The 15,173-nt window shown below is 63.5% G+C and carries 12 protein-coding genes; 8 read left to right on the top strand and 4 right to left on the bottom strand.

Translation table 11 applies throughout. The features are described 5' to 3' along the window. Positions 1-3: 3 nt before the first annotated feature. From B0G73_RS27965 to B0G73_RS27955, 3 genes are all read left to right on the top strand, one after another. A complete protein-coding gene (locus B0G73_RS27965; protein ID WP_106284424.1) occupies positions 4-963 on the top strand; it encodes a GDP-L-fucose synthase in 960 nt (319 codons plus the stop codon). A gap of 112 nt (positions 964-1,075) precedes the next feature. Continuing rightward, positions 1,076-2,218 carry a glycosyltransferase family 4 protein gene (locus B0G73_RS27960; RefSeq protein WP_106284423.1) on the top strand — a complete coding sequence of 381 codons (1,143 nt, stop codon included), beginning with the start codon at positions 1,076-1,078 and terminating at the stop codon, positions 2,216-2,218. Between the two features lie 56 nt (positions 2,219-2,274). Continuing rightward, the gene (locus B0G73_RS27955) at positions 2,275-3,609 is read left to right on the top strand and encodes a glycosyltransferase WbuB (protein ID WP_106284422.1); all 1,335 of its coding nucleotides are present in this window, start codon (positions 2,275-2,277) and stop codon (positions 3,607-3,609) included. A gap of 31 nt (positions 3,610-3,640) precedes the next feature. Here the strand turns inward: B0G73_RS27955 and B0G73_RS27950 are convergent, their stop codons facing one another. Beyond that, positions 3,641-4,165 carry a hypothetical protein gene (locus B0G73_RS27950; RefSeq protein ID WP_308706151.1) on the bottom strand — a complete coding sequence of 175 codons (525 nt, stop codon included), beginning with the start codon at positions 4,163-4,165 and terminating at the stop codon, positions 3,641-3,643. Positions 4,166-4,338: 173 nt separating this feature from the next. Here B0G73_RS27950 and B0G73_RS27945 point away from each other — a divergent pair, with 173 nt between their 5' ends. Then, complete coding sequence (locus B0G73_RS27945; RefSeq protein ID WP_106284420.1) at positions 4,339-4,959, top strand: DapH/DapD/GlmU-related protein; 621 nt, start codon at positions 4,339-4,341, stop codon at positions 4,957-4,959. 219 nt (positions 4,960-5,178) lie between these two features. After that, a complete protein-coding gene (locus B0G73_RS27940) occupies positions 5,179-6,918 on the top strand; it encodes an FAD-dependent oxidoreductase (RefSeq protein WP_106284419.1) in 1,740 nt (579 codons plus the stop codon). 102 nt (positions 6,919-7,020) lie between these two features. On the opposite strand, the gene B0G73_RS27935 is transcribed toward B0G73_RS27940, so the two are convergent. Continuing rightward, entirely contained in the window at positions 7,021-8,241 is a 1,221-nt protein-coding gene (locus B0G73_RS27935; RefSeq protein ID WP_106284418.1) for a glycosyltransferase, read from the bottom strand. After that, positions 8,238-9,731, bottom strand: a complete 1,494-nt coding sequence (locus tag B0G73_RS27930) for a hypothetical protein (RefSeq protein WP_106284417.1) — start codon at positions 9,729-9,731, stop codon at positions 8,238-8,240. Before B0G73_RS27930 ends, B0G73_RS27935 begins: the two co-directional genes overlap by 4 nt. Before the next feature lie 285 nt (positions 9,732-10,016). Here B0G73_RS27930 and B0G73_RS27925 point away from each other — a divergent pair, with 285 nt between their 5' ends. Next, positions 10,017-11,171, top strand: coding sequence for an acyltransferase (locus B0G73_RS27925; protein ID WP_106284416.1), 1,155 nt, complete (start codon positions 10,017-10,019; stop codon positions 11,169-11,171). Between the two features lie 122 nt (positions 11,172-11,293). On the opposite strand, the gene B0G73_RS27920 is transcribed toward B0G73_RS27925, so the two are convergent. Then, entirely contained in the window at positions 11,294-12,499 is a 1,206-nt protein-coding gene (locus B0G73_RS27920) for a glycosyltransferase (RefSeq protein ID WP_106284415.1), read from the bottom strand. Between the two features lie 330 nt (positions 12,500-12,829). On the opposite strand from B0G73_RS27920, the gene B0G73_RS27915 reads away from it, so the two are divergent. Together B0G73_RS27915 and B0G73_RS27910 are read left to right on the top strand one after the other, a co-directional pair. Further along, a complete protein-coding gene (locus tag B0G73_RS27915; RefSeq protein WP_106284414.1) occupies positions 12,830-14,083 on the top strand; it encodes an oligosaccharide flippase family protein in 1,254 nt (417 codons plus the stop codon). Further along, entirely contained in the window at positions 14,083-15,156 is a 1,074-nt protein-coding gene (locus B0G73_RS27910; RefSeq protein WP_106284413.1) for a glycosyltransferase family 4 protein, read from the top strand. The genes B0G73_RS27915 and B0G73_RS27910 overlap by 1 nt, the downstream gene beginning before the upstream one ends. Positions 15,157-15,173 lie beyond the last annotated feature (17 nt).

The raw sequence follows: 15,173 nt of genomic DNA, 5'->3' as shown, positions 1-15,173 counted from the left end.
GCGATGAACAAACAAGCACGCATCTTCGTCGCGGGCCACCGTGGCATGGTCGGCTCCGCGCTGGTCAGGCGTCTTGCCGCCGAGGGGTATCAGAACGTGATTACCCGCTCGCGCAAGGAGCTCGATCTCACGGATCAGGCGGCCGTGAACCGCTTCTTCGAAAGCGAAAAGATCGACGTGGTGCTGCTCGCGGCCGCGCGCGTGGGCGGCATTCTCGCGAACGCGACGCAGCCGGGTGAGTTCATCTACGAAAACCTGGTGATCGAAACCAACGTGATCCATGCCGCGTATCGCGCCAAGGTCGAGCGGCTGGTGTTCTTCGGTTCGTCGTGCATCTATCCGAAGCAATGTCCGCAGCCGATCCGCGAGGAGTATCTGCTGACCTCGCCGCTGGAGCCGACCAACGACGCCTATGCGATCGCGAAGATCGCCGGCGTGAAGCTGTGCGAAGCGTACAACCGCGAGTACAACACGCAGTACGTCGCGTTGATGCCGACCAATCTGTACGGCCCGAACGACAACTACGATCTGAAGAGCAGCCACGTGTTGCCGGCGCTGCTGCGCAAGGCGCACGAAGCGAAGCTGAACGGCGACGCCGCCTTGACAGTGTGGGGATCGGGCACGCCGCTGCGCGAGTTCCTGCATGTCGACGACCTTGCCGCGGCCACGCTGTTCGTGCTCGAGCACAACGTGACGGAAGGTCTCTTCAACGTCGGCGTGGGCGAGGATCTGTCGATTCGCGAGCTGGCCGAATGCATCTGCAAGGTGGTCGGCTTCGAAGGCGAACTCGTGTTCGACGCCTCGAAACCCGACGGCACCCCGCGCAAGCTGCTCGACGTTTCACGCCTGACGCAAATGGGCTGGCAGGCCACGATCGGCCTCGCCGACGGCATTGCCTCCACCTATCGTGACTTCGTCGAATCACATGCTGGTTCGACGCCCGCCGCCGCCATCGAAGCGTAGGCGCGTGGATGGCCGCCACGACGCGGCTTTGGATTGACGGACCAAAGGGGACGCTGTGCCTGCGCAGAATGCGCAATGCACGCAGGACGATATTTCTAGGAGTGGCATAAAAATGACAGCGTCAGTCACGATCTTCCACAACGTCGTGTGGTCGCGCCACAAGGGTGTCGTGTTTTCCGCCTTGCATAACATTTCGGCTTCCGGAGCGATTCGCTATTCGATGGTGCAGATCGCCGATACCGAGCACGACCGCGTCGGGTTTTCCGACGTCGATTATTCGTTTCACCGCTATCCGATGCAAAAGCTGTTCGATGGCTGCTACGAAGACGTGCCGACCCTGAAGCTGATCGCGCGGCTCACATGGGAAGTGCTGCGCACCAAGTCGGATCTGATCGTGCTGCCGGGCTACCACCGCCCGGAATACTGGGCGATGCTCGCGGCGTGCATCGTGACCGGCAAACGGCGCGCGGTGTTCTGCGATTCGACCGCACGCGACCGGCCCAAAAAGTTGCTGACGTCGATTCCGAAGCGCGTGTTTTTCGCGCTGTGCGACGGCTATTTCGGTTTCGGCGAGCGTAGCCGCGAGTATCTGCTGTCGCTCGGCGCGAAGCGCGACAAGATTTTCGTGCCGTGTCAGGCCGCGGCAATGCCCGGTTCGTTTTCGCCGGAACGTGCGCTGGTCGAGCGGGTCGCCGCTCGCGCGGGTAATCCGCCGGTGTTTCTGTTCGTGGGGCGTTTGTCCGAAGAGAAAGGCATCGGCACGCTGATCGACGCGTTCGCCGGTTTGCGGCGGCGGATTCCGGCGGCGAAGCTGCGCATTGTCGGCACCGGCCCGATGAGCGACGCGTTGCATGCGAAGGTGGCCGAGCTCGAACTCGGCGACGCGGTGACGTTCGTCGGCAGTCTGCAGGACGAGCCGCTGACGCGGGAATATTACGGCGCCACCTGCATGGTGTTGCCGAGTTACAGCGAACCTTGGGGACTCGTGGTCAACGAGGCGCTCGCGCATGGCTGCCCGGCCGTGGTCAGCGAAAGTTGCGGCTGCGTGCCGGAACTGGTGATCGACGGAGTGAGCGGCTACGCGTTTACTGCGGGCGACGTCGCCGGCCTGCAGCGCACCATGCTCAAGGCCATGGAGGCGTTCGCCGACGCGGGCGGTACCGCGCGCCGCTGCATGGATGTGATTCGCCGTTTCGATCCGCCTTCCGCGGCTGCCAACATCGCCCGCGGCTGCGCTTTGATGTTGAGCGACTGAGCCGCTCCGCACAACCAGGCCGCGCCACAACGCCCTTACTCGCTCCGGCAGTTACGATGAAGATACTGATCTACGGCATCAACTATGCGCCTGAGCTGACGGGAGTGGGCAAGTACACGGCGGAAATGGCCGTGTTGCTGGCGAGCCGCGGACATGACGTGCGCGTGGTGTGCGCGCCGCCGTACTACCCCGAGTGGCGTGTCGGCGAGGGCTACGCGTCGTGGCGCTATCAGCACGAAACGCGCGACGGCGTGACGATCTGGCGCGCGCCGCTGTGGGTGCCTGCGCGTCCAAGCGGCCTGAAGCGCATGCTGCATCTGGCGAGCTTCGCGGCGACCTCGCTGCCGCTTCTTGTGAGGCACGTTCTGTGGCGCCCGCACGCGGTCATGCTGATCGCACCGACCTTGATGTGCGCGCCGGGCGGGCTGATGCTCGCACGCATCACGCGCGCGCGCGCCTGGTTGCATATTCAGGACTATGAGGTCGATGCGGCATTCGATCTGGGCTTGCTGAAAAGCTCATTCGCGGCCCGCATGGCACGCCGGGTGGAAAGCGCTTTGCTGCGACGCTTCGACGCCGTGTCCTCGATCACGCGGCAGATGAGCGAGCGCGCGACGACCAAGGGCGTCGACGCATCAAAGGTTGTCTGTCTGCCCAATTGGGTCGACGTGTCGACGATTTTTCCCCTTACACGGCCGAGCGAATTCCGGCACCTGCTGGGGATTCGTGACGACCAGAAAGTGGTTCTGTACTCCGGCAACATGGGCGCGAAGCAGGGCATCGAAACGCTCGCCGATGCGGCGGTCGCGCTCGCGGCGCGCGCGGATCTCACCTTCGTGTTCTGCGGCAGCGGCGCGGCGAAAGAGGGACTGCGCGAACGCTGCTCGGGACTGACGAATTGCGTGTTCCTGCCGCTGCAACCGTTGGACCGCCTGAACGAACTGCTCAACCTCGCCGATATTCACGTGCTGCCGCAACGCGGCGACGCGGCGGACCTCGTCATGCCGTCCAAGCTCACCGGCATGTTCGCGAGCGGACGCGCGACCGTGGCGATGGCGCGTCGCGGCACGGCGCTCTACGAAGCCGTGGCGCCGCGCGGCGTGGTCGTGCCGCCGGACAACCTGAAGGCGTTGACGGCGGCGATCACCGCGCTGGCGAACGACACGGAACGACGTGCGGCACTTGGCAAAGCGGCGCGCGCTTATGCGGAGCGCACGCTCTCGCCGGAGTCGACGATTCGCACCTTCGAGGAACGGCTCGCGATGCTGTTGCGTGAGTTGGGAGGCAAACGCGAGAAAGGCGGCACGCCGTCTTTCGGCGCGCGGCCTTCAGGTGCTGCGGCGAGGCGCCGGCGAAAACCGGCTACCGCGGAGGAAGCCGCGCCGGATTGATCCGGCCCGCGGCGGTGTCATGAAGACGATATCACCAGGGAGAGCGGTAGACGCCCTGCTTGCCGGCGTAGGGGTCGGTGTAGGTGGTTCTCGTGGCGCCCTGGGGCGTCAGACCGGCGGCCGCGTTCGGGCGTCCCGGCTGACCGGCCACACGCACCTGGCCGTCGGCCGCAGCCGGCGCTTTGCCCTTGCCCTTGGCTTTGCCTTTGCCGACCGCTGGCTGTGCGGCCTGGTCGCCGCCCAACACCGTCATGCGCTGCGTGTCGAGCAGCGCCGCGCGTTGAGCGTCGTTCGTATCGCCTTGCGCGCCGTCGGTGCTGTAGGGGTTCGGGGAGCCGAGCAGCGCCTGCTCGCTACTGCGATGCGCGGCGCGCCGGTTGGCGGGGAGTTGTGCATTGAGACCGTAGCCGTTGGCCGCCGTCGCGGCGGGCGGGAGGGCGGGCGCCGCGTTATTGGGCGCGGCGTTCTGCGCGAAGGCCGGCACCGCGCACGATGCGATCGCGAGAAGCGTCCAGGTAGCAGTGTTTCGAAGCGAGGTGATCATCTGATTCCCCAAGGAAATGCTGTCGGGATAAAGCTATCGTGCGCCAACCACTACGCGCGTAGCCGCCAAAACGCTTGCCTGCACGGCCACCGCGTGAAGCCGGGCCAGGCGCCGCAACATAATGTAAGAGATTTGCCTGGCATGCCTGCCTATGTTTACCACTGTTCGTGGTTCGGAGAAAGCTGATGGGTAACGTAGCCGACGATCCTCACGTCGGGCGCATGCCGCCGGCCGAGGGCGCGCGCGAGAACGGCCGCGTGATCGATCTGTCGCAGGCCGGAAAAGGAAACTATCAGGCTAAGCGCGGTGCGCTGGTCGAGCTTGTCTGGTTCGCGCTGGAAGCCTGTGTGATCAACAACAAACTACTGCCGTTCTCCGCTGTGCGCGTGGCGTTGCTGCGTCTGTTCGGCGCGAAGATCGGTACAGGTTGCCGATTCGTGCATCCGCTGCGCGTGAAGGCGCCGTGGAATCTCGAAGTGGGCGACAACTGCTGGTTCGGTGTCGATGTGTGGATCTACAACCAGACGCTGATCCGCATCGGCTCTAACGTGTGCATTTCTCAGGGCACGTTTCTCACCGCGGGATCGCACGATATGAGCACCACCATGGATCTGCATGTCGCGCCGATCATCATCGAGGACGGCGTCTGGATCACTTCGAAGTGCGTGGTGCAAATGGGCGTGACGATCGGCCGTTCGGCGGTCGTGACGCCTTTGTCGGTCGTGCATCGTTCGCTGGAAGCGGAAGGCGTGTACGGCGGCAATCCTTGCCGTTTTATCAGGAAACGGTTCGACTCCGTGACCTGAACCACAGACATAAATCCACAGCGTTTGTACGCTGAGGACGCCGAGGTCGTTTTGCCGGAATGCCGGCCGTTGCAATGGGATTGACGCACTGCGTGATGAACGGCATTCGCGGCGCGCCCTTGCAAGTTCCGGTCGCGACGTCTGCGTGGTCTGGTTGCCGGCTCCGCCTGGCGAACCGCACCGCGCCCAGGAAATGCGTGAAGCAGATGGGAGTAGCGGATGTTCATCGATACACGTACTGTTGAACAGAACACCGTCGTCGAGACGACGATCTGCATCATCGGCGGAGGCGTAGCGGGTATCACGCTCGCGCTGGAAATGTCGAGGGCGGGTATCGACGCCTGCATGCTCGAAAGCGGTGGTTTTGGACCTGACGACGCAACTCGCGACCTCTATCGCGGCGAGAACATCGGGCTTCCCTATACGTTCGCGGACGGCTCGCGCAGCCGCTATTTCGGCGGCAGCAGCAACTGCTGGGGCGGCTGGTGCCGCCCGCTCGATCCCTGGGACTTCGAAAAGCGTGACTGGATTCCGCACAGCGGCTGGCCGTTCGGCCTCGATGAACTGGCGCCTTACTATGCACGCACGCATGAACTGCTGAAGCTCGGCCCGCAGAATTTCGACCCCGCTTACTGGGAGCGCGAGATCGGGCGTCAGGACGTGCGCCGTCTGCCGCTCGCCACCGGCGACATGCGCGATACCGTTGCGCAGTTCAGCCCGCCGGTTCGCTTCGGCAAGGTGTATCGCGAAGAACTGTCGCATTCGACGCGGGTGCGCGTGTTCCTTCATGCGAACGTGCTCAGTATCGACGCCGACGCGCAAGGCACGACGATTTCCAGGCTGAAGGTGGGCACCATCAGCGGCCGCGCGATAACGGTGACCGCGAAAATTTTCGTGCTGGCCACGGGCGGCATTGAAAACGCGCGCCTGCTGCTGGCGTCGAACAACGTGCAGGCCGCCGGGCTCGGCAATGCCAACGATCTGGTCGGCCGCTATTTCATGGATCATCCGCGCATGATGTCGGGCAAGGTGCGCTTCCGTCCTGGCATCGCGCGCAACAAGCTGTACGACATCAAGTACCACTACCAGAACGTGGCTGTCTCGGCGCACGGCACGAAGATATCGTCCCAGTTCGCGCCGAAGCAGGAATGGATGGAACGCGAAAAGCTGCTCAATTCACGCGTGTGGCTCTACTCGAAATGGTACGGCGAGGGCAGCGCGGGTTCCGAGGCATTGATCCGCTTCAAGGAAGCGCTGATGGGCAAGGACCAGCCGGGCCGCAGCGTGAAACGCGACATCGAGACCATGATCGCGCACCCGCTGCATACCGTCGGTTTTGGTTTGACGCGGCTGTTGCAATGGCCCGCGTTGATCACCGACGTCACGCTGCAGGCTATCGTCGAGGCGGTGCCCAATCCTGATAGCCGCGTGACCCTGTCGGCCGACAAGCGCGACCACTTCGGCATGCCGCGCGTGCGGGTGGAGTGGCGCCTCGGCGACCAGGTGCAGCGCACTTTTGACAAGACCTTCCAGTTGCTCGCGAAGGAGTTGCAGATGGCGAACGTCGCGGACGTCACGCTCGATGAACCGCTCGAAGGCCGCACGTGGCCGGCGAAGCTCGAAGGCACGTGGCACCACATGGGCACCACGCGCATGCACGATTCGCCTCGCGAGGGTGTGGTCGATCGCGACTGCAAGGTGCACGGCATCAGCAATCTGTACATTGGCGGCAGCTCGGTGTTTCCGACTGTCGGCGCCAATTTCCCGACCATCACGATTGCCGCGCTGTCGTTGCGTCTCGCCGGCCATCTGATGCGGCAACTCGATGTGCCGGACGCCGTCGGCAGTACGCGGGTTGATGCGGCGAACAGCCCCACCATGTCACTTCACACACCGTCTCAGGTCGATACGTTGCCGATCGCGGCCTCGACCTTGACACCCATGATGAAAGAGCAGTGAACGTGTGATCAGGACAAGCGAAAATGGCGCGCACAAGGCGCGCCATTTTCGCTTTTGGGTGGCCGGTTCGAGAGTCTTCCGCCTGGTGAGAGACGGCGCGCGTCAGTGAGTTGGCTGGGTCGTTTCGCGCAGCGTGGTGAGCGTGCTGTCGTTGTTGCGCGCGTCGTCGTGGCCGCCCCTGGCTTCGAGCAGAGCGGTCAGCGCGCTGACCATAGTCTCGACACGGAAGCGCGCGCTGAAGGTCTCGGCCGCCTGCGCGCGCATCGCCGCGCGAGCCGCATCGTCCAGTTCGAGCCAGCGCGTCAGATTCTTTTCCGTGCCGTCGACGGTATCCGCGGCCACCATCCCCGCGCCGTCCGCTTCGATTTCGCGCCACACGTTGACTTTATCGGAGATCAGCGCCGGCAATCCGCAGCCCAGCGCCTCGGCCACCGCCACGCCGAAATTCTCCTGATGCGACGGCAGAACGAACACGTCGCTCGCATGAAAAGCGCCCCACTTGAGTTCGCCCTGAAGCATGCCCGGCAGGCTCACGCGATGCGCGATGCCGGCCGCCTGCGCCTGGGTGCGCAGCGTCGAGGCCCAGCCGGTTTCATCCGGACCGGCGATCACGAGGTGCAGCGCCGGATCGCGACGGGCAATGCGTGCGAAAGCATCGATCAGCAGATCGCAGCCTTTCTTCGCGTGGACGCGGCCGAGAAACAGCACGATGCGTTTGCCGCGCAGGCTCGGTATGGCCTGCAGGAACGCTTCGCGCAGTGGCGCCGCTTCGAGTTGCGGCACCGTCGTGCCGAACGGCACGATCCGTTCATGCGCGCGGTACAGCCAGAACGACTTGCGTGCGCGCGTGCGTTCTTCCTCAGTCGTGAAGATGACAGCGCGCGCGTCGCGCAGTACGCGATACTCCGCCCACGGCCAATACAGCCATTTCTTCAGATGCTTGAGCGGGTAAGCCTCCTTGAACCACGGGTCCAGCATGCCGTGCACATACACGTAGTACGGCACCTCGCTCCTGTGCAGCGCTTTCCATGCCGCGAAGCCGTGGTATTGCCACAGGCCGTGCACGATCACGGCGTCATAGCGCTTCGCGTTGGCGGCGAGCCACGGCGCGAGGCGTTCGCTGAAGCTGTAGCGGCCTTTGGTCGGGCCGAAGACATGGACCGGAAAGGGGAAGGACGCAAGAAAGGCGTCGCGGGGCGCGTCGCAAGTCGCCACTTCGATCTCGTGGCCGGCTTCGCGCATAGCCAGGCCGCTGCGGCGAACGCCTTCAACGGGACCGCCGGCGCGTGGGTCGACGCTTGCTAGCAGGTGGAGGATCTTCATCGGGCGATATTCGGTCGGTTGGAGCGATGTCTGGGCGGCGAATGCGGGACGAGGGCGCCGAACTGGCCCGTTTCGGATGCGGAACTCGCGGTGCGCGATACGCCGAGCGTCGACGGAAGGTCGGCGCGGCCCATGCCCGGCTGGATCCGGCCGGGCAACTCCGGCATCGCTTCCGGACGCACAGACGGCGGGCTGCGGAAGCGCCGTGCGCGTGCCGGCAGCGCACGCTGCAAACGCGCGTGCGTGGCGATCATCAGGCCGAGCGCGACACCGAAAATCAGCCCGGAAAAACGCGGCCCGAGTGGATTGCCGCCGATCGACGTGGCCGGCAACGCGGCAAACAGCATGATGGCGCGCCCGAGCACCGGCAGCATCGGCGCGTCGGGCACGACTGAGCGCCAGTAGCGATACGAGAAGAAGCAGACCGCCAGCGCGGCGAGCGTGGCCAACGGCATGCCAATGCCGAACAGAAGTCCGCCCGCGAACAACTGATAGACCCAGAAGTTGTGGCCCGCAGCCCATTCGTTGATCGCGTAAAAGTCTTTCTCGCTGATCTGGCCGGCAAGGTCAGGCAGATAGACCGGCGAGTAGCGGTAGTAGTGGCCGTAGCCTTCGCCGAACAGCAAGGTCGTCGGCTCCGCGGTTACCTGATCGTACTGGTCGCGCATTTCCGCGAGACGCGTGATCGTGGTCGGATCCTTGCCGGAGCGGGTTTCTTCGGAGAAGAAGATGCGCTGCGCCCAGTGCTCGGCGACGGTCGGGAAAGCCAGGGCCGCGGCGCCGGCCACGCCGGCGAGCACCGCACCAATGATCACAGTGCGGCTCATCGCGCGCCAGATATGCCGGATCGACGGCGCGCTCAGGCCCATCGCGATCAGGAATAGCAGCACCGTGCCGACCATCACGCTGCGGGTCACGCTCAGCAATTCGATGATCACGCTCAGGGCGAAAATCGATACCGTGAAAAGCGAATAACGCTTTGCCACGATGAATTCGTGCAGCAATACGCCTTGCAGACCCAGCAACGTCACGGAGAGGATACGGAAGCGCACGTCGTCGAGACCGCCGCCCGTCGCCATGCCGTAGACCAGGGTGAACAGCAGGCTGATGACGTTCGCGACAAACAGGGCTTTTTCGAACTGGGCGATGCGAAACTCGCTCCACGGGCGGCACGCCACGAGATAGCCCAGCATGAAGAGAATGAACGGCAGCAGCACGCGCAGATAGTTGCCGGTGTCGTTATCCTGAACCAGCTGCGCGACGATGCTGCCGAACACGCACAGGATCACGCTCCACGTGACGATCGAGCGCAGCCGCGAGCGTTCATGAAAGCGCGGCGCGATGAGAAGGAGAGCAATACCCGCGGCGATCGCCGGCAGCACGAAGATGAACTGCGCAAAGTGACCCGTATTCGCGTCCGTCGCCTTATAGTCGAAAGCAAGCGGCAGCAAAAAAAACCATATCCAGGGCGTTGCATACTGATGGCGCATTAACGATTCCCTCCCCGTCGCCGTAGATTCGCCGCGGTCTATAGCGGACGGTCTCGCATCGGGTTATTTTGAAGGAATCGCTACGCCTGTTAGTTGGCTGGGCCGCATTCGTCGAACAATGCCTGGGTTTAGGCGTTAGCGGAAAGCGTAAGCTCTGCAAGACGCGCGCACACTTGCGCAGGTTGTCGGTGAATGCCTTGAAGTTGGCGCGCACGCACGCTTGCCGACACCGAATATGCAAAAAGGGCCGCGTGCCTTGCGAGAGAGACGACCGAGGGGAACAGCATGAAGTTATTCGGCGGGGCGGGACCCGCAAAAGCCGGACGGGCGATCGAACTCGACTTCGTCCGCGGCATCGCCATCATCATGGTGATGGGCTTTCACTTTCATGCGGTTCATACCGGCAATTACCTCATCCAGATTATTGAGTACCCACTGAAGAGTTTCGGCCGCGAAGGCGTGAACCTGTTCTTCACGTTGAGCGGCTTTCTGGTGGGCGGCCTGCTGCTTCGACAGTACGCCGAAACCGGCCATGTCGATGCCCGGCGCTTTATCATCCGGCGGATTTTCCGCATCTGGCCCGCGTATTACGTGCTGATCGCCTTCCATGTGCTGGCCGGACGCCACCCGTGGAATACCTTCCTCGTCCAGAACCTGACGCACTTGCAGAACTACCTCGGCACGTCGATTACGCAGACCTGGAGCCTCGCCGTCGAAGAACACTTTTATCTGGTGCTGCCGGCGCTTCTGCTCATGTTCTCGCGCTGGCGTCTCGGCGCGTGGACGATCGTCAGCGTGCTCACCGGCATCTGCGCGGTGGTGCTCACAGCGCGCTGCTTCGCGGTGGCGGGCGGCAATCTGGACGGCGCCTTTGCTTACACGCAATACCGCATCGACAGCCTGCTGGTGGGCGTGATTCTTTCCGCGATCTACTGGATGAAACCCGGCGTCTATCATCAACTCGCGAAGCGCAAGTGGCTGCTGATTTTTAGCGTCGTCCTGCTCTGCGCGTGGCTCGCATTCGCCACCAAAAACCTCGCGCTGGACGAAAGCATCGGCTACACGATCCAGGCGCTCGGATTCGCCGCGCTGATCGTGCTGGTGCTCGAATACTCGGGATCGTTGCGTACGTCGTGGATTTATCGTGGCGTAGCGTGGATCGGCCTGTATTCGTACGGTATTTACTTGTGGCATTCGCTCGCGCTCGCGCCCGGCGACATGCTGATCCGGAAAGCGACCGCGCTGGGTCTCACGCCGAGTCTCATCTGGGTCGTCGCGATCGCGACGCAGTTTGCGATCGCGATCGCAATCGGCTATGTGACCACACGCGCCGTCGAGTATCCGTTCCTGCTGATGCGCAACGCGCTGTTCCCCGAAAAGCGCAGCAGCTCGGTGCGCGAGGAGGTGCCTGCTGCTGCTGCCGGTGGGCAGTTATCCTGAGCATGCAAGCGCATGCGGCCGCTTACTCGCGTATGCAGCCATAAACCGACGTCACAAGTGACGAGGCGTCCATCGCACTGATGGACGCCTCGTTTTGTTTGAAGAGCCTGCTGTCTGCTGATTCAAGCCATCTGCTGCAACAAGGTCTGCTTGAATTGCCCGAGCGTATGTCGTGACAGCAGGTCTTCACGCGCGGAGGGCATGGCCTGAGCGGTGTGCGGCCAGGACGTCATGGTCTCGGTGATCGCACGGCCGATCGACGCGGAACTCAGGTCGCTCAGAATCGGCCCCAGTTCGCAGCGCCGGCTGAACCAGCCGATCAAACCGTCTTCAGTTGCGATCACCGGCTTGCCGAAACGGTAGGCCTGGACCAGCACGCCACTCATGCCGTAGTGCCCCTTATAGCCGAGCCAGACCGCGTCGCACGCGGAGAACAGATCGCGTTCCATATCGTTGGAAATGAAGGCGTCGAGTACCAGCGGCGCGGGATTGAGGCTGCGCACGTGATTGCGCATGAAATGACGCGTGCCCGCATCCTGCTCGCCGGCGACGATCAGCGTGGGCGCATGCTCGAGACGCGTCAGCGCATGCACCAGTTCGTAGATGCCCTTGCGTTCCGTGATCGCGCCGTACACCAGCAGATAGCGCTGCCCGGGATCGAGCCCTAGACGCTCGCGGGCCAGCACGGGGTTTTCCGCGTGCTCATCGGGAAACGGGTCGGCCACGTAGGCGATCGCCGCGCTGTGCTTCGACGGGCTGCGCGCCGACCATTCCGGCAAGGTCGGATCGATCGTCAGCAGCGTGCGCAGGCCGGTGGTGCGGATCGCGCGCTTGAAGAGCAGCGCCTTGATCGCATTGACGACCGGACGATCGGGCGCTTTGATGCCGACCTTGTGATGATGGAATGTGGAGCGCATGGTGATGCCGATCCATGGCGTCTTGCCGAAAGGCGAGCCGAGAAAAGGCAGCGAATAGAAAAAGTAATCGACGTAGGGGACGACCACGAGCCGGATCGACTGCATGCGGGTGATGATCGTATGCACGCGCTTGAAATAGCGGTGAAAGCGCCAGTATTCGTTTGGGTCGGGCAGGCGGTTGCGGGGCCGCTCCTCCGGATCGACGAAAGCGATCTGCTGATCCGGGCGGTTGGCGGCGGTGATCTGTCTTGCGAGCCGGTGATCTTCGTTGGCGCACTCGGTCACGAGCATGCACGGATAGCCGGCGTCCGCACAGGCCTGCATGATCCACTCGGCGTATCGCCAGCGGTGGCCGGTGAGATTCGGTTCCACGATCAGGACGTAGTCTTGTTCCATTGCGTCGGTAACCATTTGCGTTGCTGAAATAAGTACCCGAGCGCCACTTCTCGCATGGCGCTGGCTGAACAACGTTAGCATCGCTGGAATCCGTGTAACTACTAATTTGTCCGGCTTTGTGGTTCAGCGTACTAGGGGCCGTCGCCTTAGGCCGAACCGGCCTAGCTGATGGCGGTTGTGGGCGATTCTCTCGCGGTATGGTCGTGTATGAAATTCGACGAAAAAACTCGCCAGCTTGCTGGCGCAACCTAACAAATCATGCGCTGGCGGCGTTCGCAGGGCGATCCACGAAATCGCTCTGCGCGCGGCGGATTCAACGGCGCTCCGATTCGACGGAGAGATAGCTTGCGGGCGATCAGGCTTCCGGCGTTCTCGGTGGCGGGCAGCTTCGGCGCGAGTGCGGCGACGTGGGTCCTGCTCCAACAGTTCGCCGTGCGTGGACTTGTAGCGATCAAATTTCTTGCGATTGGCCGGATGCTCGGACCGGCGGCAGTCGGTAGCGTGAGCGTGGCTCTGCTTGCGGTGGCGATTGCGGAAGCGCTGTCCGATACCGGCCTCGCGCAAGCGGTCATTCAAGGCGAACATCCACCTTCGCGCTCGCAACTCGGCGCGGTGTGGACCACATTGACGGCGCGAGGCGTGCTCATCTCGCTGCTGCTGGTCGCGCTCGCCCCACTGCTGAGCAGCCAGTTCCACCTGAACGGCTCGCTGATCCTGATCCAGCTCGCGGCGCTGCTGCCGTTGCTGCGCGGTCTGGCGTCGCCGGCTTATTACGTGGTGCAGCGCGAGCGGCGCTTCCAGCACATCGCGGGCGTGGAGGTGGCGGCGTCGTTCGTCGATTGCGCGGTCGGACTCGCGCTTGCGTATTTCGGCGCGGGTGCGTCGTCGGTACTGATCGGCCTCGTAGCCGGCGAAAGCCTGAAAAGCTCGTTGACCTGGGCGACCATGAAACCGCGTCCGCCGATCCGCGCCGTGTGGTCGGGGATCGGCCACTATGTCGGGTTCAGCCGCTGGATCTGGGCCAGTAGTGTGATCAATCTGCTGCTCAATCAGTTCGACAAGGTCGTGGTCGGCAAACTGCTCGGGCCGGCGCAACTGGGCAGCTATCAGATGTCGTCGCGGCTCGCGCAGATGCTGCTCGCCGACGCCGCGATCGCCATGTCGCAATACCTCTTTCCGACCTTCGCGGCGCATCATCGCCACAGTCCGCAGTCGGCCTCGCGCATCATCAAGATTTATTTACTGGTGATCGCGCTCGGGCTCGCGGCTTTCGTCACGTTGCTCAGGCTGATCGCCGAGCCGCTCTTCTCGCTGATACTCGGCGCCGCATGGCTGCCGGCGGTGCCGCTCTTCAGGATCCTCGTGATCAACATGGCGATCGGCGCGTTGATCGCCGTGCTGGTAGCCTATCTGCGCGCGGTGGGCGACGCGAAGGCGACCGTGCATGCGTCGGCGATTCAGGTGGTGGTGCTGCTGTTGAGCGCGCCGCCCGCGGTGCACTATTGGGGCGTGACAGGCATTGCGTGGTCCATGACGCTCGGCCTTGGCTGCGCCGCCGCGTGGATGCTGTTCAGGACGTTGACGGCAAGGACGTCGTGATGCGCGTCTTTCACCTGGTTCTTGCGCCGCGTCTGTCAGGAGCAGAAGTTCTGGCCAGAGACCTTGCGCTCGATCAGTGCGCCGAGGGCATGGCGGTGTGCGTGGCTTCGCTGTTGCCGGCGCACGCCGATTTCGCACCCTTGCAGAACGAGTTGGAAAGCCACGGCGTGCAGTGCTTCTTTCCAGAGCTGCGCCATCGTTCGCTCATCAAGCTGTGCCATTTGTTCGGAGCGGTGCGGCGTTTTCATCCGGATGTGATCTTTGCGCACGCGACCATTCCGTCGTTTTACGCGCGCGCGTTGCCGCTGCGTGTACCGGTGGTCTACGTCATGCATTCGGCGACCAACGACTTCGAGCGCCCGCTGTTCAGGCGCATCGAACATGTTCTGTCGGGACGCGCGCGAATGGTGATCGGTGTGTCCGAGCAGGGCGTGACGGATTACGTGCAGGCCATCGGGCCGCATCCTTCGATGACCGTGGTGCCGAACGGCGTGGATCTGGCGCGCTTCGCATTCACCGACGGCGTGGAACGCGACGGCCGCGCGCCGCAGGTGGTGCAGATCGGTCGGTACGCCGCAGTGAAGAATCAACTGCTGACGGTGCGTGCTTTCAGCGAAGTACTCATGCGCGAGAAAGACGCGCGGCTCGTGTTGTACGGCGTGATCGAAGACACCGACTACTGGCGCGCGGTCATCGCGCTGGCGCAGACGTTGGGCATCGCGGAGCGTGTCGCGGTGGCGGGCCCGCGCACCGATGTCGCCACGGTGCTGTCGGAGTCGAACGTGTTCGTCATGCCGTCGCAATCCGAGGCGCACAGCGTGGCGTTTCTCGAGGCGCTCGCATCCGGTGTGCCGATCGTCGCGAGCAAGATTCCGGCTTTCGCTTTCGCGAGCGGATTTCCGGGCGTCCAACTGGTCGATACCGCCAACGTGCAGTGCTATGCCGAGGCGGTGATTGTTGCGCTAGGGCAGGCGCGGGCGCAACGCTCGCTGGCCGGCCTGACGCTCAGGGATACCGCCGACCGCTATCGCGCGATCGCGCATCAGGTGGGTCTGGCCGTGTCGGCCCGCTAGCGCGGCGCATGGCGCGC

The organism is Paraburkholderia sp. BL25I1N1 (assembly GCF_003002025.1).
Taxonomy (GTDB): domain Bacteria; phylum Pseudomonadota; class Gammaproteobacteria; order Burkholderiales; family Burkholderiaceae; genus Paraburkholderia.
This window is presented reverse-complemented; position numbering and strand designations above follow the sequence as displayed.